We start from the raw sequence: 19,391 nt of genomic DNA, 5'->3' as shown, positions 1-19,391 counted from the left end.
GTGCTGACGACAGGGTTGCGGCCCGGGTAGGACGCCGCCTCGTCGCCGCCGGACTCGGCGCCCGCCTGGGATGGTAGAGGACCGGCCGCGGCGCCGCGGCCGGTCCGGCCGGGCGGCAGACCAGCAGCGGCACGTCGGGCGCGCCGGGCGGGCCCGGCACCAGCCGCTCCGCCGCCTCGAAGGCGCCGTCCAGGGTGGGGTCCAGCACGGCGGCCAGCTCCCGGGCCTGGGCGCGGCGGGCGGGGAGGTCCCGCAGGGCGAGTCCCGGCCCGAAGTCCGCCGGGGCGGCGTCCAGGACGGCGGCGACTTCGGGGTCGAACGGGGGCGGGACCTGCGGCATGGTTCTCCGTACGTCGTCGGGGGCGGGGCGCGGGAGCGGGTGCGGCCCGTCCCGTGGTCCCTACCCTTGTGCCCCGGTCGTCGCCCTCGTGCCCCGGTCGGTTCCTACGGGCCCGGCCTGCGCGCCGGCCGGCCGGACGGGGCCGGCGCTGGACGGCTGCGCGAGACCACGCGGCTGCCGCCGCCGTCGACGACCCGCATCTGGAGCGAGCCGCAGGCGCACCGGGACCACACCGTGTGCCCGGTGGCCGTGGGGTGCCGGGACACCACCTGGTAGGGCTCGGCGCCGTCCGGCCAGCCGCAGTGCGGGCAGGCGGTACCGGTCGTGCTGGTCATGGCGGCTCCTTGTCCGTGTGCGGTCACTGATCTTCCGACACGGCCAAGGGTGCGGCGGAACGTCCGTTCACGTCCAGGTTGACTTCACGGACCACATTGTGAAGCGTGGCCTTCATGATTGACCTGCGCCGGCTGCACGTCCTCAGGGCGGTCGCCCACTACGGCACGGTCACCGCCGCCGCCCACGCCCTGCACTTCACGCCGTCCGCCGCCTCCCAGCAGATCCGGCAGCTCGCCCGGGAGCTGGGCGTCGACCTGCTGGAGCCGCGGGGCCGCGGGGTACGGCTCACCCCCGCCGCCGAGCGCCTGCTCACGCACGCGGACGCCATCCAGGCCCGCTGGGAGGAGGCGGAGCTGGACCTGAGATCGGGCCGGGCGCAGCCCACCGGACCGCTGCACGTGGCCGGGTTCGCGGCAGCCGTCTCGGCGCTGCTGGCTCCGATGGCGGCCCGGCTGCGCGAACGCCATCCCCGGCTCACCGTCCGGGTCCGGGAGGCCGGCGTACCGGACAGTTTCGACCTGCTGTTCGAAGGTGCGGTTGAGCTGGCCGTGGTGGAGTCGACGCCGCACAACCCGCCGCCGGGCGACGCCCGCTTCGACCAGCGGCCGCTGCTGGAGGAACCGTTCGACCTGGTCGTTCCCGAGGACCACCCGCTGGCCGGCCGGGACGGCGTGGACCTGGCGGACGCGGCGCACGAGTCCTGGATCGCGCCGATGCCCGAGAGCCCGTGCCGGACCCATGTGATGGCGGCGTGCGGCGGGGCCGGCTTCACCCCCGACGTGGTCCACCACGCCGTGGAGTGGGACGTGACCGCCCACCTCGTCGCCCACCGCCTCGGCGTCGCGCTGATCCCGCGGCTGGCCCGGCTGACCCCGGACCTGCCGATCGTCCGGGTGCGCTGCGCCGGCCGCCCGCACCGCACGCTGCTGACCTGCACCCGGCGCGGCGGCCACCAGCGGCCGGCGGTCGCCGCGGCGCTGGCGGAACTGCGCACGCTGGCGCCGACGGCGGTGGCCTGACCCGAGTACGAAACTTGACCCGCGTACGGAACCCGAGGCCCGTACGGAACCCGAGGCCCGCACGGAACCCGACGCGCGCACGAAACCTGGCCCGCGCACGGAACCCGACCCGCGCACGGAAAGGGGCCGGAGCCCCGCTGGACTCCGGCCCCTTTCCGCGCGCGCCGATCAGGCGGCCGCGATCTCCCCGGCGTGGCTGTGCAGCCGCGCGACGACCTCGGTGAGCTGGGCGGCGACCTCGGAGTCGTCCACCGGGTGGGTCTCGGCGAAGCGGGTCAGCGAGCCCGGGATGGACAGCTTCAGGTCCTCGACCACCTTGCCGCCGGCGATGCCCACGGCCTTGCGGGTGTCGTCCTGCGCCCACACGCCGCCGTACTGGCCGAAGGCGGTGCCGATGACGGCGACCGGCTTGCCGCCGAAGGCGCCGGCGCCGTACGGACGGGACAGCCAGTCGATGGCGTTCTTCAGCACGGCCGGAATCGTGCCGTTGTACTCCGGCGACAGGATCAGGAAGGCGTCGGCGCCCTGGGCGGCCTCGCGCAGCCGGGCGGCGGCGGCCGGCACGTTGCCCTCGACGTCGATGTCCTCGTTGTAGAAGGGGACCTCGGCCAGGCCCTCGAAGATCTCCACCTCGGCGCCGGCCGGGGCGAGCTTGCCGGCCGCCTCGGCGAGCTGGCGGTTGTGCGAACCGGCGCGGAGGCTGCCGACGAAGGCGAGGATACGAACAGACATGGTGATGACTCCAGGCACTGAAAACACTGCGGAAGACTGCGGATACGAATCCGGACCGAGGTCCGTTTAAAGTTCTAGCACCCTAAGCGGACCGCGGTCCAGTTTTCTTCCCGATGCTTTACGCTGACGACATGTCCGCCACCCTCCCGCCCAGCCCGAAGCCCTCGGTGCCCGTCGATCCGCCCCAGCTCCTCCAGCTCGGCGCGGGACCGCTGGAGCGGGAGCCGTGCCTGCGGGCGGACGCCGCGCGCAACCGGGCCCGGCTGCTGGAGGCCGCCGCCCGGCTGATCGCCGAGCACGGCGCGGCCGGGGTCACGATGGAGGCGGTGGCGGCCGCGGCCCAGGTCGGCAAGGGCACGGTGTTCCGCCGCTTCGGCGACCGCACCGGCCTGCTGATGGCGCTGATGGACCACTCGGAGAAGAAATTCCAGGCTGCGCTGCTCGGCGGCCCCCCGCCGCTGGGGCCCGGGGCGCCGCCGGTGGAGCGCCTGCGCGCGTTCGGCTGCGCGCTGCTGCGCCGCGCCAGCGAGGAACTGGACCTGCAACTGGCCGCCGAGCCCGGCCCCGAGCGCCGCTACACCGTCCCGGCCCGCCGCTTCCAGTGCGCCCATGTCGCCCTGCTGCTGCGCCAGGCGGCCCCGGACGCCGACGGCGAACTGCTCGCGCACACCCTGATGTCCTCGCTCGACCCGGTGCTGGTCCACCATCTGACCGTGCAGTGCGGGATGCCGCTGGCCCGGCTGGAGCGGGCCTGGCTGGACCTGGTGGCGCGGGCGACCGGGACGCCGTCGCCGCGGTGCTGAGGGTGCCGATCGGTCATTTCTGACGTTCGGTCAACTCCCTTGCCGGGCCCAAGACTTCGTCCGATCCGGACTACCTTCCCCCGGCCGACGGCCCGCGCCGCGGCTCTGCCAAGATGCCGTACGTCATGGTGCAGATACCGAACCCGCCCGTGCCCACGAGTGCCGATGTGGCCCGTCTGGCCGGCGTCTCGCGCGCGACCGTCTCCTACGTCCTGAACAACACCCACGCGGTGCGGATCAGCGAACCCACCCGCCGCCGGGTCCGCGAGGCCGCCGAACAACTCGGCTACGTCCCGCACGCGGCGGCCCGCACGCTGCGCGCCGGGCACAGCCGCACGGTCGTGATGCCCGCGCCCGCCTTCCCCACCGGCCCGCTCTACACCCGGTTCGTCGGCGAACTCCAGGGCGCCCTCGGCCAGCTCGACTACACCGTCGTGCAGTACGGCGCCGGCGGCCCCTACGGCGACGACGACGCCCGCGCCTGGGCGGAGCTGCGGCCGATCGCCGTACTGGTCCCCGGCCCCGGCCTCGGCCCGCGCGGCGTGCAATTACTCAAACGCTCGGGCGCCCGCGCGGTGGTGACCTTCGGACCCGAGGCCGTGGACGGCGCGCACGCCCTGCTCATGGACCACCGGACCGTCGGCCACGCCGCCGCCCGGCACCTGTACCAGCGGGGGCGGCGCCGCATCGGCGTGGTCATGCCGGCCGAACCCGGCCTGCGGCTGTTCTGCCTGCCCCGCCTGGAGGGCGTCCGCCGGGCCCTGTCCGGCACCGACGCCACCCTCACCGAGCTGCCCCTCGGCTACGAGGAGGAGGCCGCCGCCCGGCTCGCCGCCCGCTGGGACACCCTGCGGCTGGACGCCGTGTTCGCGTACAACGACGAGTACGCCATGCTGCTCTCCCGCGCCCTTCAGGACGCGGGGATCGCCATCCCGGAGCGGACGGCCGTCATCGGCGCCGACGACCTGGTGCTCGGCCGGCTGCTGCGGCCCCGGCTGAGCACCGTCCGCCTCGAACTGCCCGCCGGCCGGGAACTCGCCGCCCTCGTCGACCGGGCCGTACGCGAACCCGGTGCCGTCCTCGAGCGCCGCACGGCGCTGGGCGTCCGCGTGGTGCACCGCGACTCCAGCTGAGCCCCGCACGGGGGCGGGGGCACCGCGCCCTACTGCCCGCTCTGCTCCGACTGGGACTGCTGCTCGGCGACGGACTTGCGGACCTCGTCCATGTCCAGCTTGCGGGCCTGTCCGATGACATCCGTCAGCGCCGCCTCGGGCAGCGCGCCCGGCTGCGCGAACACCGCCACCTGGTCCCGGACGATCATCAGCGTCGGAATGGACTGGATGCCGAAGGCCGCGGCCAGCTCCGGCTGCGCCTCGGTGTCCACCTTGCCGAACACCAGGTCCGGGTTCTCCTGCGCCGCCTTCTCGTAGACCGGGGCGAACTGCCGGCACGGCCCGCACCAGGACGCCCAGAAGTCGATCAGGACGAACTCGTTGTCCGTGACCGTCCGGTCGAAGTTCTCCTTGGTGAGCTCCATGGTGCTCATGGCTGATCCCTCTTCCTGGTTCGGGGCGGCTGCCGTCGGCGCAAACAGCGACGGTCCGGTGGGTATTCCGCGCACGTACCCATGTGGCCCCGGCGCACACCACCCACCAGACTGACCCCATGACGGAAACGGAATCCAACGTGTACGACGTCGTGGTGATCGGCGCCGGACCGGTCGGCGAGAACGTCGCCGACCGCACCCGGGCGGCCGGACTGAGCACCGCGATCGTGGAGAGCGAACTGGTCGGCGGCGAATGCTCCTACTGGGCGTGCATGCCCAGCAAGGCGCTGCTGCGACCGGTCATCGCCCGCGCCGACGCCCGCCGCACCCCCGGACTGCGCCAGGCGGTACAAGGCCCGCTCGACACCGCCGCGGTCCTCGAGCACCGCGACTACTACACCTCCGACTGGAAGGACGACGGCCAGGTCCAGTGGATCGAGGGCATCGGCGCCGACCTGTACCGGGGGCTCGGGCGGCTCGCCGGACCGCGCACCGTGGAGGTGACCGGGCCGGGTGGCGAACGGCGGGTGCTGACCGCCCGGCACGCCGTCGCCGTCTGCACCGGCAGCCGCGCCGCCCTGCCGCCGCTGCCGGGCCTCGCCGACGTCCGCCCCTGGACCAGCCGCGAGGCCACCAGTGCCCATCAGGTGCCGGGCCGGCTGATCGTGGTCGGCGGCGGCGTGGTGGCCGTCGAGATGGCCACCGCCTGGCAGGCCCTCGGCGCGCGCGTCACCGTACTGGTCCGGGGCGGGGGACTGCTGGACCGCATGGAGCCGTTCGCCGGGGAACTGGTCGCCGCCGCGCTCACCGAGGCCGGCGCCGACCTGCGCACCGGTACCTCCGTCAAGTCCGTCAGCCGCGAGAACGGCACCGTCGTCGCCGTCACCGACAGCGGCGAGCGCATCGAGGCCGACGAGATCCTCTTCGCCACCGGACGCGCGCCGCGCACCGACGACATCGGCCTGGACACGGTCGGCCTGGCGCCGGGCTCCTGGCTGACCACCGACGACAGCCTGCGGGTCACCGGCCACGACTGGCTGTACGCCGTCGGGGACGTCAACCACCGGGCGCTGCTCACCCACCAGGGCAAGTACCAGGCGCGGATCGCGGGCGCCGCCATCGTCGCCCGGGCCTCCGGTACGAGCGGCCTGGACGCCGGCCCCTGGGGCGCGCACGCCGCGACCGCCGACCACACCGCCGTCCCGCAGGTGGTCTTCACCGACCCCGAGGCGGCCTCCGTGGGCCTCACCCTGGCCGAGGCGGAGCAGGCCGGCCACCGGGTGCGCGCCGTCGACGTGGACCTCGCCACGGTGGCCGGCGCCGGGCTCTACGCCGACGGCTACCGGGGCCGCGCCCGGATGGTGGTCGACCTGGAGGACGAGATCGTGCGCGGGGTGACCTTCGTCGGCCCCGGGGTCGGCGAGATGATCCACTCCGCGACCGTCGCCGTGGCCGGCCAGGTCCCGGTCAGCCGCCTGTGGCACGCGGTGCCGTCGTACCCGACGATCAGCGAGGTGTGGCTGCGGCTGCTGGAGTCCTACCGGGACAGCTGACCGCACCGTCTCCCGGCCGGTGCGGGCGGCCCGGGGCGCTCGCGGCGCGGTTCGCCCGGCCGGGGGTCCGCCGGACGGCGTTCAGGGCAGGTCGAAGCCCAGTGCCGTCGCCGCCTCGTGCGGGGTCGGCTGGGTCCAGCGCTGCGTCATCGACCGGGCCGACGCCAGTGAGCGCGGCTCCGCGCGGTCCACGTAGAGCGTCCCGTCGAGGTGGTCCGTCTCGTGCTGCACGATCCGGGCGGGCCACCCGGTGACCACCTCGTCCAGCGCGCGGCCGTGCTCGTCCGCCCCGGTCAGCCGCACCCGCGCCGGCCGGGCCACCACCGCCTGCCAGCCCGGCACGCTCAGACAGCCCTCGAAGAACGCGGCCCGGCCGGCCCCGACCGGCTGGTACGCCGGATTGACCAGCACCCGGAACGGCTGCGGCACCCGCCCGCGCGCCTGCCGCACCTCCGGCGGCACCGGCGCCGGGTCCTCGATCACCGCGATCCGCAGCGCCACCCCCACCTGCACGGCCGCCAGGCCGACCCCCGGCGCCGCCCGCATGGTGACCCGCAGCGCCTCGACGAACCGGGCCAGCAGCGCCGGTTCCAACTGCCCGTCGAACGGCTCGGCCGGGCGCCGCAGCACCGGATCGCCGGCCTCGACGATCGGCAACGGACCGACCCCGGCCAGGAGTTCCTCGACCTGCTCGGCGAGTGGCGTACGTCCGGCCCAAGTTCCCATCACGCCAGCATGCCACGGCCCACTGACACCGCCCCGCGCGCGAGTGACGCACGTCACACACCCGGCCGGGAACCCGGCGCACCCCGGTTCCGACCACTGAACCGCCACGCCGCCGAACGCCCCCGGAGAGACGCCCATGACGACCGCTTCCTCGACCACCACGGACGAGGCCCCGCAGCCGCCCGCCGCGCCGCCGGCGCCCGGCAGCTGGTCCCCGCTGCGTCCCCTCGTACTGCGCCTGCACTTCTACGCCGGGGTGTTCGTCGCCCCGTTCCTGCTCGTCGCGGCCGTCACCGGCCTGCTGTACGCCGCCTCCTTCCAGGCCGAGAAGCTGGTGTACGCCCACGAGTTGACCGTCCCCGACGTGCGGGAGCGCGCGCTGCCGGTGTCCGAGCAGGTCGCCGCCGCCCGCAGGGCCCACCCCGAGGGCACCGTCTCCGCCGTCCGCCCCGCGCCCGAGGCCGACGCCACCACCAGGGTGATGCTGTCCGGCGTCGCGGGCGTCGACCCCGCCCACACGCTCGCCGTCTTCGTCGACCCCTACACCGCCGAGGTGCGCGGCGCCCTGGAACAGTACGGCTCCACCGGCGCGCTCCCGCTGCGCACCTGGATCGACGAGTTTCACCGGGACCTGCACCTGGGTCAGCCGGGGCGCCTGTACAGCGAGTTCGCGGCGAGCTGGCTGTGGGTGATCGCCGGCGGGGGACTGGTGCTGTGGTTCTCCCGGCGCCGGGCCCGCCGGAAGGTGCGCGGCACCAGCGGACGCCGCCGCACCCTCGGCCTGCACGGCGCGACCGGCGCCTGGCTCGCCGCCGGGCTGGTCTTCCTCTCGGCGACCGGCCTGACCTGGTCGACGTATGCCGGGGCCAATGTCGAGAAGCTGCGCGTCTCGCTCGGCCAGACCACCCCCGCCGTGTCGTCGGCGGCGGCGGGCGGTGAGCACGCCGGGCACGGCGCGGCGGCGGGCACCGGTGGGGACGCGGCGCACGGCGTCGGCCTGGACGCGGTGCTGGCCGCCGCCCGCGCCGAGGGCCTCGGTGACCCGGTCGAGATCGTCCCGCCCGCCGACGCCTCCACCGCGTACGTGGTGAAGCAGGTGCGGCGCAACTGGCCGGAGAAGCAGGACGCGGTCGCCGTGGACCCGGCGACCGGCGAGGTCACCGACGTGCTGCGGTTCGCCGACTTCCCGGTGCTGGCCAAGCTCACCCGCTGGGGCATCGACCTGCACACCGGCAACCTGTTCGGCCTGGTCAACCAGCTCGCCCTGATGGCGCTGGCGCTCGCGCTGATCCTGCTCATCGGCTGGGGCTACCGCATGTGGTGGCAGCGCGGCCGGGGCTCGTCCTTCGGCCGCCCGGTCCCGCGCGGCGCCTGGCAGCAGGTGCCGCCGTACCTGCTCGTACCGCTGCTGGCCTGCGTCGCGGTCCTCGGCTACTTCCTTCCGCTGCTGGGCATCCCGCTCGCGGCGTTCCTCGCCGCCGACATCGCGCTCGGCGAGATCGCCCACCGCCAAGGGCGGCGGACGTACGCGAACGGCCCGGCCACGAAGCGCTGAGCCTCGGGACCGGACCGTCCGTGCGGCCGGCTCAAGCCTTGGCGAAGTCGCCCGCGAGGGCCGCGGCGATCCGCAGCTGGGAGTCGGCCTCGTCCTGGCGGCCCTGGCGCTCCAGCGTCCGGCCCAGCATCAGCCGGGCGTAGTGCTCCACCGGGTCGCGCTCCACGATGACCCGCAACTCGGCCTCCGCGCGGCGCAGTTGTGCCGAGTGGTAGTAGGAGCGGGCCAGCAGCAGCCGCGGCCCGGTCTGCTCCGGCGCCTCCTCGACCAGCCGGTCGAGGACGCGGGCCGCCGCCGCGTAGTCCTTGGCGGCGAAGAACATCCGGGCGCGCTCCCAGCGCTCCGCGGGCGTTCCGTGGTCGTAGTAGGTCGGTCGGATGGTGTTCACGGGTGGCCTCCTTCGGACCGGTCAACCACCCGAGGTGGTTGAACATTCCACGATCCGGCGGAGGGGTGCGGTCAGGCCGTCAGGGCGGCCAGTTCCGCGTCGGCCCGCTCCTTGACCTGGGCGAGCACCCGGCCGGCCGCCGCGAGGTCCGCGGCCGGGAGGCCGGCCCAGACGCGGGCGGAGATGCCGCCCACCTCGGTGGTGATCCGGGAGTGCAGCGCCCGCCCCTCGTCGGTGGCCCGCAGCCGGGAGCCCTCCGGGGCCACCAGCCCCTTGGCGGTCAGCGCGGCCACGTCGTCCGCTGTGCCGGCCGCGCCGCTCTTCAGGGCGTCGTGCACCTCGGCGACGAGCGCGCCGTGCTCGACGGGCGCCGGGGCCAGGACCACGAGGCGCAGGGCGAGCTGCTGCCGGAAGGTGAGGCCGTACCGGTCGAGGACCGCCTCCAGGACGCCCCGGGCGGCGTAGTGGGCGAGGCCGAGGCTCCGGCTGTCGGCGGCGGGCGGGGGCTGTGTCATGACTGCTCCTTCACGGGGCGGCGGGCGTGGACGGGTCGAGCGGTGCGTCGAGCAGGGAAAGCAGGTCGCGGGTGAACTCCCGCGTCCGGTCGGCGTCGAGCCCGCCCAGCGGGGCCAGCATCCGCTCCAGCAGTTCCTGGACCACCTCGATCGCCCGGCGGGTGACGTCCGCGCCCCGCTCGGTCAGCGCCAGTTGCATGGCACGGGGGTCGCGGGGATCGCGGGCGCGCCGCACCAGGCCGGCGGCCTCCAGGGAACGGGCGAGCTTGGAGACGTAGAGCGGTTCCAGCCCGGTGTGGTCGGCCAGCCGGCGCTGACTGGGCCGCTCACCGGCCCGCCGCATCCCGTACAGGGACGCCACCAGCGAGTACTGCGCGTGCGTCAGCCCCAGCGGGGCGACCGCGCGGTCGACGGCCACCCGCCACTTCGTCGACAGACGCCACACCAGGAAGCCGGGGGTCGGGCCCCCGTGTGCCGGACTCATGAGCGAAACAGTACATGGCTATTATGTACATGGCTACTGTCGGAAGGGCGTTGTCAGTGCCAGGCCGCAGAATGCGGTCAGCGAGATCAACTCCGGCCGGACCGGGTAGGCGGTCTCGGGTCCCGCCCCGCAGAAAGGCCTCGTCGATGCCGTTCACCACCGCCGGTCAGTCCAGCCCGGACACCGTCCAGGTCCTGCGCGTCATCTCCGACGCGCGGACCCCGGTCTTCGTCACCGAACACCCCGGCGGGCGGCGCAGATACGGCTACTGGCGGCCGATGGAGCCCGGCACGGCGGCGGGCGGCTGCCACGTCGCGCTGCCCACCGCCGTCTGCGAGGAACTGCGCGCGACCGGCCGGATCACCCTCGGCGAGCCCATCGTCGACCCGGCCAAGACGACCTACCGGGTCCGTGCGGTCCCCGCGCACACCGCCGCCGCCCGCACCCGCCGGCAGTGGCTCCGCGCGGCGTAACCGGTGCGAGTCCAAGCAAAGGGAACAACAGGGCGGTTGGTGCCCGTCGCGGCGAGCATTCCTACCCTGCGCACAGCTTCTTGCCATCGCACACATAATTGTTGACGAAATCGTTCTGTACATGGTCAACGAAACACACGGACACAAGCCCCGCACGCAGGCGGCCCACCGCTCCCGCCGCTGGTTCATGAACAAGGCCCTGCTCGCGGGCGGTGTCTCCGCCGTCGCGGTCATGGGCGGTTACGCCGCCACCCAGGCCGGCGCCGAGACAACGGCGGCCGCCGACACCTCGGCGAGCCCGAGTGCCTCTCCGTCCGGTCCGCCGGCCGGCGGACCCGGCGGTGGGCCCATGGCCATTGCCTACGACGACTTCGTCGGCGTCACCACCGACGGCACGGTCATCGACGATCTCTACGCGATCCACTCCACCGGTGTCTCCACCACCCCCGTGGTCCGTGCCGCCGCGGCCTTCGTCGACTCCCTCACCGACGACCAGAAGTCGTCCACCCTCTACGAAGTCGACGCCGACCAGTGGCTGGAGTGGACCAACGTCGACTCCAATGACCGCGACGGCCTCGCCCTGCGCGACATGACGGAGAATCAGTCCGGTCTCGCTCTCAAGCTGCTCAAGGCGGCGCTGTCGGCCCGCGGCCTCAAGCAGGCCAACAGTATCCGCAAGCTCAACCAGTACCTCGGTGAGTACTCGGGCGACACCACCAAGGCGCTCAACGAGGACGCCTATTGGTTCACCGTCATGGGCACCCCCTCGGCGACCGAGGCGTGGGGCTTCCAGTTCGAGGGCCACCACCTCGTCATCAACTACTTCGTCCTGGGTGACCAGGTCGTGATGACCCCGACCTTCATGGGCTCCGAGCCGACGAAGATCACCTACGACGGGGTGAACTACCACCTGTTCCGGGAGGAGACCACCGCCGGTCTCAAGCTCCTGCGCTCGCTGAACAGCACCCAGTTCGCCGCCGCGCTCTCCGACCAGGAGAAGTCCGGTGACGACCTGAGCGTCGGCGCCTACCAGGACAACAACGTCGTCCCCTACGCGGGAGTCAAGGGATCCGACCTGAACCGCCGCCAGCAGCAGCTCCTGCTCGACCTGGCCGAGGTGTACGTCGGCTACCAGGACGAGGGGCATGCTCGGGTCCGGATGCGGGAGATCGAGAAGCACCTCGACGACACCTACTTCCTCTGGATGGGTGAGTACGAGGACGACTCGGCGTTCTACTACCGCATCCACAGCCCGGTGGTACTGATCGAGTACGACGCCCAGCACCCGCTCGCCTGGCACGAGGAAGAGGACGGCAGCTCCGCGTCCCCGTCGGCGTCGGCTTCCGGCACCCCCTCGGCCTCCGCCTCGACACTGCCGGGCGGTGCCCCGGGAGGCCAGTCGGCCGAACCCACCCAGCAGCACATCCACACCATCATCCGCACGCCCAACGGCAACGACTACGGCGTGGACCTGCTCAAGCTGCACCTGGCGACCGACCACTGAGCAACCCGGCAGGCCGCGGGGCCGGCCGGCTCACCCAGTCACGGCCGGCCCCGCTTCACATACCGCGTCCGGATGTCCCACCGTGCCCAGGCTGAGCAGGACATGGCGCCGGGCCACCTCCTCGGCGGTCAGCGGACCGTCCGGGCGGTACCAGCCGGCCACGCCCTGACACATGATCAGCACCGCGCGGACCGCGTCGGCCGGGATCGGAGTGGTGAAGACACCCCGCTCGATGCCCGCCGCCACGGTGTCCAGCAGCATGTGTTCGAGATAGTCGCGCAGCGCCACGTACCGGGCCCGGTTGCCGGGCTCCAGGCTGCGGATCTCGGTGTCCAGGAACGCCAGCCCCTGCCGGTGGGCCATGTAGAGCACGATCGACTCCACCATCGCGCAGAACCGGGGCAGCGGTTCGTCGCCCGCCTCCTCGGCGGCGGCCCGGCAACGGTCGAGGACGTCCTTGATGGACGTCTCCAGCAAGGTGGCGAGCAGCGCCTGCTTGTTCTCGTAGTGGTAGTAGAGCGCGGGGACCGTGACCCCCACCCGGCCGGCGATGTCCCGGACCGACGTGCCGTGGTAGCCGTGCTCGTCGAACGCCGCCATCGCGTGCACCAGGATCGGGTGCAGTCCGAGCGGTCCGTAGGTCCGCCAGTGCGACGCGGCGGGGGCGGTGGTCTCTCGGGCATCACTTATCACTCGCTCAGTATAAGTCCCTCTGTCGTCTTCATTGACCCGTAACCGAGCCGCCCCTACCTTCTTAGCGAGCGCTAAGTAGGTCGATGGCAAAGGGGTGTTGATGGATACCGACAGCCGGGAGTGCGGGCCGCTCGCGGGGGTGCGGGTGGTGGAGCTGGCCGGCATCGGGCCCGGCCCGTTCGCCGCGATGCTCCTCGCCGACCTCGGCGCCGACGTGGTCCGCGTCGACCGGCCCGGCACCCCGGCGCTCGGCGTCGACTCCGCGCACGACGTCACCAACCGCAACAAGCGCTCGGTGCTGGTCGACCTCAAGGCACCGGACGGGCCGGCCACCGTACGCGCGCTCGCCGCCCGCGCCGACATCCTGATCGAGGGCTACCGGCCCGGCGTCGCCGAGCGCCTCGGGGTCGGACCGCAGGACTGCCGGGCCGGCCACCCGGCGCTGGTGTACGGCCGGATGACCGGCTGGGGCCAGGACGGCCCGCTCGCGCCCCGGGCCGGTCACGACATCGGGTACATCGCGACCGCCGGCGTGCTCGGCATGATCGGCGCCGCCGGCGGCCCGCCCGCCGTCCCCGCCAACCTGCTCGGCGACTACGCGGGCGGCTCCCTCTACCTGGTCGTCGGCGTGCTCGCCGCCCTGCACCACGCCCGCGCGAGCGGCATCGGCCAGGTGGTGGACGCCGCCATCGTCGACGGCGCCGCCCACCTCACCGCCGTCGTGCACGGCATGCTCGCCGCCGGCGCCTGGCGCGACGAGCGGGGCCGCAACCTGCTCGACGGCGGCTGCCCCTACTACGCCGTCTACCCGACGGGTGACGGCGGCTGGATGGCGGTCGGTGCCCTGGAGCCGCGGTTCTACGCCGAGTTCGTCCGGCTGCTCGGCCTGGCCGCCGACGAGCTGCCCGACCGGCACGACCCGCGGCACTGGCCCGGGTTGCGGGCGCGGTTCGCCGAGCGGTTCAAGACCGCCGGACGGGACGCGTGGACGGCCGTCTTCGAGGGCACGGACGCCTGCGTCGCCCCCGTCCTCTCGCTCGGCGAGGCCGCCCGCCATCCGCACCTCGCCCACCGCGCCACCTTCACCGAGGCGCACGGCATCGCCCAGCCGGGCCTCGCCCCCCGCTTCGCCACCACCCCCGGCGCGCTGCGGCTGCCGCCCGCCCGGCCCGGCGCCCACCAGGCCGAGGTGGCCCGCGACTGGCACGTCGACGCCCTGACCGCCGCCGGCACCGAGACCGAGAACGGACGCTGATGGAACTCTCCACCCCGCTCCAGTACGCCGCCGACCCGCGCACCGCCGCCGACCGGGCCGCCGCCCTGGAGACCGCCGGGCTCGACGCGGTCTGGGTGGCCGAGGCGTACGGCTTCGACTCGCCGACCGTCATGGGCTACCTCGCCGCCCGTACCACCCGGATGCGGGTCGGCTCCGCGATCCTCAACGTCTACTCCCGCACCCCCGCGCTGATCGCCCAGACCGCCGCCGGACTCGACGCCCTGACCGGCGGCCGGGCCGTGCTCGGCATCGGCGCCTCCGGTCCCCAGGTGGTGGAGGGCTGGCACGGCCGCCGCTACGACAAGCCGCTCGGCCGCACCCGCGAGACCATCGAACTGGCCCGCCGCATCTGGCGCCGCGAGGTCGTCGAACACCACGGCATCACCGACCTGCCGCTGCCGCCCGAGAAGGGCGGCACCCTGGGCAAACCCCTCAAGCTGCTCAGCCACCCGGTGCGCGACACCATCCCCGTGTACGTGGCCGCGCTCGGCCCCGCCAACGTCCGGATGACCGCCGAACTCGCCGACGGCTGGCTGCCGTTCCTCTACGTCCCGGAACACGCCGGCAAGGTCTGGGGCACCCCGCTCGCCGAGGGCACCGCCCGCCGCGACCCCGCCCTCGGCCCGCTCGCCGTGGTGGCCGGCGGCCTGCTCGCGGTGGGGGAGGGGGCGGCGGCGGTACGCGACCTGGTCCGGCCCCAGGTCGCCCTGTACGTCGGCGGCATGGGCGCGCCCGGCCGCAACTTCTACTACGACCTGGTGTGCGCCTACGGCTACGAGGCGGCGGCCGCCGCCATCCAGGAGCACTACCTCGCGGGCCGCAAACGGGAGGCCGAGCGCGCCGTCCCCGCCGACCTGTGCGAACTGCTGTGCCTGGCGGGCCCCGAGGGCTACGTCCGCGACCGCGTCGAGGCGTTCCGCGAGTCCGGGGTGACCATGCTCAACGTCACCCCGGTCGACCCCGAACCGGCCCGGCTGATCGAGCGGGTCAAGAGCTGGCTGTGAGACACCACCCCTGACCCGGAGGCGCCATGGAACGGACCATCTGCACGGCGGAGCACGAGGCGTTCCGCGACACCGTACGCACCTTCCTCACCAAGGAGGTCCTCCCGCACCACGAACGCTGGGAACGCGACGGCGTCGTCAGCCGCGAGGTGTGGCGGGCGGCCGGCCGCCAAGGTCTGCTCGGCCTCGCCGTACCGCAGGAGTACGGCGGCGGAGGCACCGACGACTTCCGCCACAGCATGGTGCTCATCGAGGAGTTCGCCCGCGCCGGGGCGTCCGGCCTGGCGCTGAGCCTGCACAACGACATCGTCGGCCCCTACCTGACCCGGCTGGCCACCGGCGAGCAGAAACGGCGCTGGCTGCCCGGGTACACCTCGGGCGAGCTGATCACCGCCGTCGCCATGACCGAGCCCGGCGCCGGCTCCGACCTCCAGGCAGTCCGCACCACCGCCACCGACCAGGGCGACCACTACCGCCTGGACGGCACCAAGACGTTCATCTCCAACGGCATCCTCGCCGACCTGGTGATCGTCGTGGCCCGCACCACCGCCGAGGGCGGCAGCGGCGGCCAGAGCCTGCTGGTCGTGGAGCGCGGCATGCCGGGCTTCGAGCGGGGCCGCAACCTGGCCAAGATCGGCCAGAAGGCGCAGGACACCGCCGAGCTGTTCTTCGACGGCGTACGCGTCCCGAAGGCGAATCTGCTGGGGGAGGAGAACCAGGCGTTCGCCTACCTGATGGCCAACCTCGCCCAGGAGCGGCTGGCCATCGCGGTCGGTGCCGCCGCGGCGGCCGAACACGTCCTGGCGCTGACCGTCGAGTACGTCAAGGAGCGCGAGGCGTTCGGCCGGCCGCTGGCCAGGCTCCAGCACGTCCGGTTCGAGGCCGCCGAGATGGCCACCGAGTGCGCGGTCACCCGCAGCTTCGTCGACCGCTGCGTCACCGAGCACAACGCCGGCCGGCTGGACGCCGTGTCCGCCTCGATGGCCAAGTGGTGGGCGACCGAACTCCAGAAGCGGGTCGTCGACCGCTGTCTGCAACTGCACGGCGGCTACGGCTACATGGCCGAGTTCCCGGTCGCCAAGGCGTTCCTGGACAGCCGGGTGCAGACCATCTACGGCGGCACCACCGAGATCATGAAAGAGATCATCGGCCGCGCCGTGCTGGACCCGAAGCCGGCCAGGAGGCCGTCATGACCCTGCCCCAGCTCGTGACCCGCAACGCCCGCGAACACCCGGAGCTGCCCGCCCTGTCCTGGCGCGATCCGGCCGCGGCCGGCTGGACCACGCTCACCTGGGCCGAGGTGGGCGAGCACACCACCCGGCTGGCGGCCGGGTACGCGGCGCTCGGCGTCGGCCCCGGCGACCACGTCCTGCTGATGGCCGCCGACCGGCCCGAACACTGGCTCTGCGACCTCGCCCTGGCCCGCCTCGGCGCCGTCCCGGTCAGCGTCTACGGCACCTCCGCGCCGCCGCAGATCGCGCACATCGCCCGCAACTGCCGGGCCCCCCTCGCCGTCGTGGAGGGTGCCGCGCAGGCCGAGCTGTGGGCGCCGCTGCTGCGCGACACCGGCACCCCGCTGGCCCGGCTCGTCGTCATGGAACCGGGGGAGGAGGGGGACCACCTGCCTTACGCGGCCCTGTGCCGCGAACCCGTCCCCGAGGACTTCGCCAAGGCGCTGGACACCGCCCGCCCCGACGACCCGCTCACCGTCGTCTACACCTCCGGCACCACCGGCGAACCCAAGGGCGTGGTGCTCAGTCACCGCCAGGTGCTGGCCAACGCCCGGGCGCTGGACGCGGTGGTGGAACTGCCGCCCCATGTCGAGCACATCAGCTATCTGCCGTTCGCGCACATCGCGGAGCGCATGCTCGGCATCTACCTGCCCTGCCACCGCGCCTCCCACGTGTACCTGTGCGCCGACCCCGGCGTGGTCGCCGACGCGGTGCGGGAGATCCGGCCGCGGCAGTTCTTCGGAGTGCCCCGGATCTGGGAGAAGCTGGCCGCCGCGGTCCGCGCCGGGCTGGCCCTGCTCCCCGCCGAGCAGCAGCGGGCGGTCGAGGAGGCCGCGCGGGTGGCCCGCGAGCACGTCGGCTGCCGGGAGCGGGGCGAACCACCGCCCGCCGGGCTGGCAGCCGCGTACACCGCCTGCCGGGAGCGGGTGCTGCTGCCGCTGCTGCGGGCCGGCGGTCTGGACCGGGTCGGCTGGGCGGCCAGCGCCTCCGCGCCGATGCCGCTGGACGTGGTCCGGTTCTGGGCCGGCTTCGGGATCGTCGTCATGGACGCCTGGGGCCTGACCGAGACGACCGGGGTGGCGACCACCAACAGCCCGCGCACCGGCTTCCGGCTCGGCTCGGTCGGCCGGCCCGTGGCGTCGGTCGAGGTGCGGGCGGCCGCCGACGGCGAGCTGGAGGTGCGCGGCGCGTCCGTCTGCTCCGGCTACCTCCAGGCGGACGGCTCGACCCGGCCGGTGCTGGATGAGGCGGGCTGGCTGCGCACCGGCGACATCGGGCGGATCGACGCGGACGGCTACGTCTGGGTCACCGACCGCAAGAAGGAGATGATCATCACCTCGACCGGCAAGAACGTCTCCCCGGCGCTGGTGGAGAACGCCCTGAAGGAACACCCGCTGATCGGCCAGGCGCTGGTGCACGGCGACGGCCGCTCCTACCTGGTCGCCCTGCTGGTCCTGGACGCCGAGGCGGCCCCGGCCTGGGCCGCCGCGCACGGCGTCGAGGCCGGCCCCGGCCCGGCCGGCCTCGCCGCCCACCCCGCCGTGCGCCAGGAGGTCGACCGGGCCGTCGCCGCCGCCAACAGCCGCCTCAACCGCACCGAACAGGTCAAGCGGTACCGGCTGCTGACCGGGGAGTGGGGCCCGGCCACCGGCGAACTCACCCCGTCCCTCAAGATGCGCCGCCGCGTCATCCGGGACCGCTACGCCGCCGAACTCACCGGCCTGTACGAGAACTGAACCGCGCCCCGCGCACCCCGGGCAGGGGGTGCGCGGGCCCGCGCCGCCTACAGGGGGTGCGACACTGGCGACCTCGCGTATTCAGCTGCCGCCAGTTCCCTACGGAGCCGCGCAAGGCGGTCACTGTCAGTGATCTCGGGTCGGCGAGTGCTTTAGTGCTGGATGTCGTCGGTATTGAGCCTGGTAATCCGCGTCAGCGGCTGCGCGTAGAGAAGAACAAGGACGGCTGCCACGCGGTCCTGGAGCGGGAGGGCGTCGCGGTGGACGAGCTGTCGTAGTAGCGCGAGCCGCTGGTGCTGGGTGATGGGCGCGGGATGTCTGTCGAGCGGTGCGGGATGATGACGGCGGACCTGTGATGGGACCTCATGGCCCAGCGGAGGAAGGCGTGCGTGAGGCGTCGGGCGGTGTAGCCGCCTGCGTACCAGGTATCGACCTCGGTCTGTGTGCAGTCGGCAAGGGCCCGTCCATGCTGGGCGAGGTGGGCGAGGAAGGCAATCGCAAGGTGGATCTCGTTGCGGGCCTGCTGGGTGTGGCTGCCGGTGAGCGGGTCACTGCCAGCCCGGCCGTGGAGACGTCGTTCGATGTGCCAGGCGACGAAGAGCTCCAACAGTTTGCGGTGCTCGGGATCGCTGACGGTCGACAGTTTCTCGGCGCGCCACCGCTGGAACAGCAGCAAGTGTCGGTCGGCTGGCGGCAGGACGCCGCACTGCACGAGGAGATCACGCAGGTAAGCTTCTCCGCGGCTATTCGGCCAACGAAGCACAATGTGCGTCCAGTTCGCATCGGATGAGATTCGCGTCGGTCCCGAGATACGCGCCAAAGGGGCAACGGCATGATCTTGCGGCCCTGATCCGCTCGGATCTACGTGCGGTGACGTGCAGCGGGGTCGCGTTCGACGCCGGGCACACGTCGAGCGTCGGTGTTCCGGCCGGCGCCTTGCGGTCGGTGAGGAACAGCGGGCCGCGGGTGCGGCGGGCGATGAGGCGGGGCAGGAGCTGGGCGGTGCCGGACTGCAAGTGAATCCACTCGATCACCCCGCCCTTGGCGGTGATCTTCCCCTGCTTGTCCTGCGGGTACAGGTCTTCTCGGCCAGGGCCTTGGTGCGGTCCGGCGGTGCCGGCCGCCGCTCGATGCCGATCGTCGGTCACCGCTGATCCAACCCTGGCGCTGCCACCAGCCGATCGCCTTGCGCGCGATGGACAACTCCCGGTTGACGATGTCGGCGTCCATCTGGTCCGTCCGCGCCGCCGCCAGCTCGGCCAGTACCTCGGGCAGCGCCGGGTCGTCGATCGCGGCGACGGGGAAGACGGGCGGCTTCGCGCCCCGGCGGGCGGTTCCGGTCGGCGCCGGCTCACCGGTAAGCATCCGCCCCCAGGCCGTCAGCGAGATCCGGTAGATCCGCGCGGAGGACTTCGCGATGCCCGCGCCGGTGAGGTACCGCTCGACCGCCGCGGTGTACGACGCGGCGCACCGGAA

General features: G+C 73.6%; 22 protein-coding genes and 1 pseudogene. 13 read left to right on the top strand and 10 right to left on the bottom strand.

Going from position 1 to position 19,391, the window contains the following annotated elements; translation table 11 throughout:
* Nucleotides 1–340 (bottom strand): annotated as a pseudogene (locus tag AB0G32_RS34650) (hypothetical protein); the annotation flags it as partial.
* Nucleotides 341–444: 104 nt separating this feature from the next.
* Nucleotides 445–675, bottom strand: a complete 231-nt coding sequence (locus tag AB0G32_RS34645) for a hypothetical protein (RefSeq protein ID WP_361172793.1) — start codon at nucleotides 673–675, stop codon at nucleotides 445–447.
* 114 nt (nucleotides 676–789) lie between these two features.
* Between AB0G32_RS34645 and AB0G32_RS34640 the strand changes: the two genes are divergently transcribed.
* Entirely contained in the window at nucleotides 790–1,695 is a 906-nt protein-coding gene (locus AB0G32_RS34640; RefSeq protein ID WP_361172801.1) for a LysR family transcriptional regulator, read from the top strand.
* A gap of 168 nt (nucleotides 1,696–1,863) precedes the next feature.
* On the opposite strand, the gene AB0G32_RS34635 is transcribed toward AB0G32_RS34640, so the two are convergent.
* Nucleotides 1,864–2,427: an NAD(P)H-dependent oxidoreductase gene (locus AB0G32_RS34635; RefSeq protein ID WP_361172790.1), complete on the bottom strand. Its 564-nt coding sequence runs from the start codon at nucleotides 2,425–2,427 to the stop codon at nucleotides 1,864–1,866.
* Between the two features lie 131 nt (nucleotides 2,428–2,558).
* On the opposite strand from AB0G32_RS34635, the gene AB0G32_RS34630 reads away from it, so the two are divergent.
* Nucleotides 2,559–3,230, top strand: coding sequence for a helix-turn-helix domain-containing protein (locus AB0G32_RS34630; protein WP_361172787.1), 672 nt, complete (start codon nucleotides 2,559–2,561; stop codon nucleotides 3,228–3,230).
* A 125-nt stretch (nucleotides 3,231–3,355) separates the two neighbouring features.
* Nucleotides 3,356–4,363, top strand: a complete 1,008-nt coding sequence (locus AB0G32_RS34625) for a LacI family DNA-binding transcriptional regulator (protein WP_361172784.1) — start codon at nucleotides 3,356–3,358, stop codon at nucleotides 4,361–4,363.
* A gap of 29 nt (nucleotides 4,364–4,392) precedes the next feature.
* Here the strand turns inward: AB0G32_RS34625 and trxA are convergent, their stop codons facing one another.
* A complete protein-coding gene (gene trxA / locus AB0G32_RS34620) occupies nucleotides 4,393–4,776 on the bottom strand; it encodes a thioredoxin (RefSeq protein ID WP_361172781.1) in 384 nt (127 codons plus the stop codon).
* A gap of 119 nt (nucleotides 4,777–4,895) precedes the next feature.
* Here trxA and AB0G32_RS34615 point away from each other — a divergent pair, with 119 nt between their 5' ends.
* Nucleotides 4,896–6,329: an NAD(P)/FAD-dependent oxidoreductase gene (locus AB0G32_RS34615; RefSeq protein ID WP_361172778.1), complete on the top strand. Its 1,434-nt coding sequence runs from the start codon at nucleotides 4,896–4,898 to the stop codon at nucleotides 6,327–6,329.
* 81 nt (nucleotides 6,330–6,410) lie between these two features.
* Here the strand turns inward: AB0G32_RS34615 and AB0G32_RS34610 are convergent, their stop codons facing one another.
* Nucleotides 6,411–7,055 carry a peptide deformylase gene (locus tag AB0G32_RS34610; RefSeq protein ID WP_361172775.1) on the bottom strand — a complete coding sequence of 215 codons (645 nt, stop codon included), beginning with the start codon at nucleotides 7,053–7,055 and terminating at the stop codon, nucleotides 6,411–6,413.
* Nucleotides 7,056–7,191: 136 nt separating this feature from the next.
* Here AB0G32_RS34610 and AB0G32_RS34605 point away from each other — a divergent pair, with 136 nt between their 5' ends.
* Nucleotides 7,192–8,610: a PepSY-associated TM helix domain-containing protein gene (locus AB0G32_RS34605; protein ID WP_361172772.1), complete on the top strand. Its 1,419-nt coding sequence runs from the start codon at nucleotides 7,192–7,194 to the stop codon at nucleotides 8,608–8,610.
* 31 nt (nucleotides 8,611–8,641) lie between these two features.
* On the opposite strand, the gene AB0G32_RS34600 is transcribed toward AB0G32_RS34605, so the two are convergent.
* From AB0G32_RS34600 to AB0G32_RS34590, 3 genes are all read right to left on the bottom strand, one after another.
* A complete protein-coding gene (locus AB0G32_RS34600; protein ID WP_361172799.1) occupies nucleotides 8,642–8,989 on the bottom strand; it encodes a tetratricopeptide repeat protein in 348 nt (115 codons plus the stop codon).
* Between the two features lie 80 nt (nucleotides 8,990–9,069).
* Nucleotides 9,070–9,513, bottom strand: a complete 444-nt coding sequence (locus AB0G32_RS34595) for a MarR family transcriptional regulator (RefSeq protein ID WP_361172769.1) — start codon at nucleotides 9,511–9,513, stop codon at nucleotides 9,070–9,072.
* 10 nt (nucleotides 9,514–9,523) lie between these two features.
* Nucleotides 9,524–9,997: a MarR family winged helix-turn-helix transcriptional regulator gene (locus tag AB0G32_RS34590; protein WP_361172766.1), complete on the bottom strand. Its 474-nt coding sequence runs from the start codon at nucleotides 9,995–9,997 to the stop codon at nucleotides 9,524–9,526.
* Between the two features lie 146 nt (nucleotides 9,998–10,143).
* Here AB0G32_RS34590 and AB0G32_RS34585 point away from each other — a divergent pair, with 146 nt between their 5' ends.
* Both AB0G32_RS34585 and AB0G32_RS34580 read left to right on the top strand, forming a co-directional pair.
* Nucleotides 10,144–10,470, top strand: coding sequence for a hypothetical protein (locus AB0G32_RS34585; RefSeq protein ID WP_361172763.1), 327 nt, complete (start codon nucleotides 10,144–10,146; stop codon nucleotides 10,468–10,470).
* A gap of 121 nt (nucleotides 10,471–10,591) precedes the next feature.
* On the top strand, nucleotides 10,592–11,974 hold the full coding sequence (locus AB0G32_RS34580) for a DUF3500 domain-containing protein (protein WP_361172760.1): 1,383 nt from the start codon (nucleotides 10,592–10,594) through the stop codon (nucleotides 11,972–11,974).
* A 30-nt stretch (nucleotides 11,975–12,004) separates the two neighbouring features.
* On the opposite strand, the gene AB0G32_RS34575 is transcribed toward AB0G32_RS34580, so the two are convergent.
* Complete coding sequence (locus tag AB0G32_RS34575) at nucleotides 12,005–12,667, bottom strand: TetR/AcrR family transcriptional regulator (protein ID WP_361172757.1); 663 nt, start codon at nucleotides 12,665–12,667, stop codon at nucleotides 12,005–12,007.
* A gap of 100 nt (nucleotides 12,668–12,767) precedes the next feature.
* Here AB0G32_RS34575 and AB0G32_RS34570 point away from each other — a divergent pair, with 100 nt between their 5' ends.
* The 6 genes from AB0G32_RS34570 to AB0G32_RS34545 all read left to right on the top strand — a co-directional run bounded on the left by AB0G32_RS34570 (nucleotide 12,768) and on the right by AB0G32_RS34545 (nucleotide 18,705).
* Nucleotides 12,768–13,922, top strand: a complete 1,155-nt coding sequence (locus AB0G32_RS34570; protein WP_361172754.1) for a CaiB/BaiF CoA-transferase family protein — start codon at nucleotides 12,768–12,770, stop codon at nucleotides 13,920–13,922.
* Nucleotides 13,922–14,947, top strand: a complete 1,026-nt coding sequence (locus tag AB0G32_RS34565; RefSeq protein WP_361172751.1) for an LLM class F420-dependent oxidoreductase — start codon at nucleotides 13,922–13,924, stop codon at nucleotides 14,945–14,947. Before AB0G32_RS34570 ends, AB0G32_RS34565 begins: the two co-directional genes overlap by 1 nt.
* 26 nt (nucleotides 14,948–14,973) lie before the next feature.
* Complete coding sequence (locus AB0G32_RS34560; protein WP_361172748.1) at nucleotides 14,974–16,140, top strand: acyl-CoA dehydrogenase family protein; 1,167 nt, start codon at nucleotides 14,974–14,976, stop codon at nucleotides 16,138–16,140.
* The gene (locus AB0G32_RS34555; RefSeq protein ID WP_361172745.1) at nucleotides 16,137–17,915 is read left to right on the top strand and encodes an AMP-dependent synthetase/ligase; all 1,779 of its coding nucleotides are present in this window, start codon (nucleotides 16,137–16,139) and stop codon (nucleotides 17,913–17,915) included. The genes AB0G32_RS34560 and AB0G32_RS34555 overlap by 4 nt, the downstream gene beginning before the upstream one ends.
* 155 nt (nucleotides 17,916–18,070) lie before the next feature.
* Nucleotides 18,071–18,193 (top strand): hypothetical protein, encoded by a 123-nt coding sequence (locus AB0G32_RS34550; protein WP_361172742.1) that lies wholly within the window; start codon nucleotides 18,071–18,073, stop codon nucleotides 18,191–18,193.
* A 107-nt stretch (nucleotides 18,194–18,300) separates the two neighbouring features.
* Nucleotides 18,301–18,705 (top strand): hypothetical protein, encoded by a 405-nt coding sequence (locus AB0G32_RS34545; protein ID WP_361172739.1) that lies wholly within the window; start codon nucleotides 18,301–18,303, stop codon nucleotides 18,703–18,705.
* On the opposite strand, the gene AB0G32_RS34540 is transcribed toward AB0G32_RS34545, so the two are convergent.
* Complete coding sequence (locus tag AB0G32_RS34540) at nucleotides 18,659–19,063, bottom strand: hypothetical protein (RefSeq protein WP_361172736.1); 405 nt, start codon at nucleotides 19,061–19,063, stop codon at nucleotides 18,659–18,661. The two genes, AB0G32_RS34545 and AB0G32_RS34540, sit on opposite strands and share 47 nt — an antisense overlap.
* Between the last annotated feature and the right edge of the window lie 328 nt (nucleotides 19,064–19,391).

It is taken from the genome of Streptomyces sp. NPDC023723 (assembly GCF_040639815.1).
GTDB lineage: Bacteria > Actinomycetota > Actinomycetes > Streptomycetales > Streptomycetaceae > Streptomyces.
This window is presented reverse-complemented; position numbering and strand designations above follow the sequence as displayed.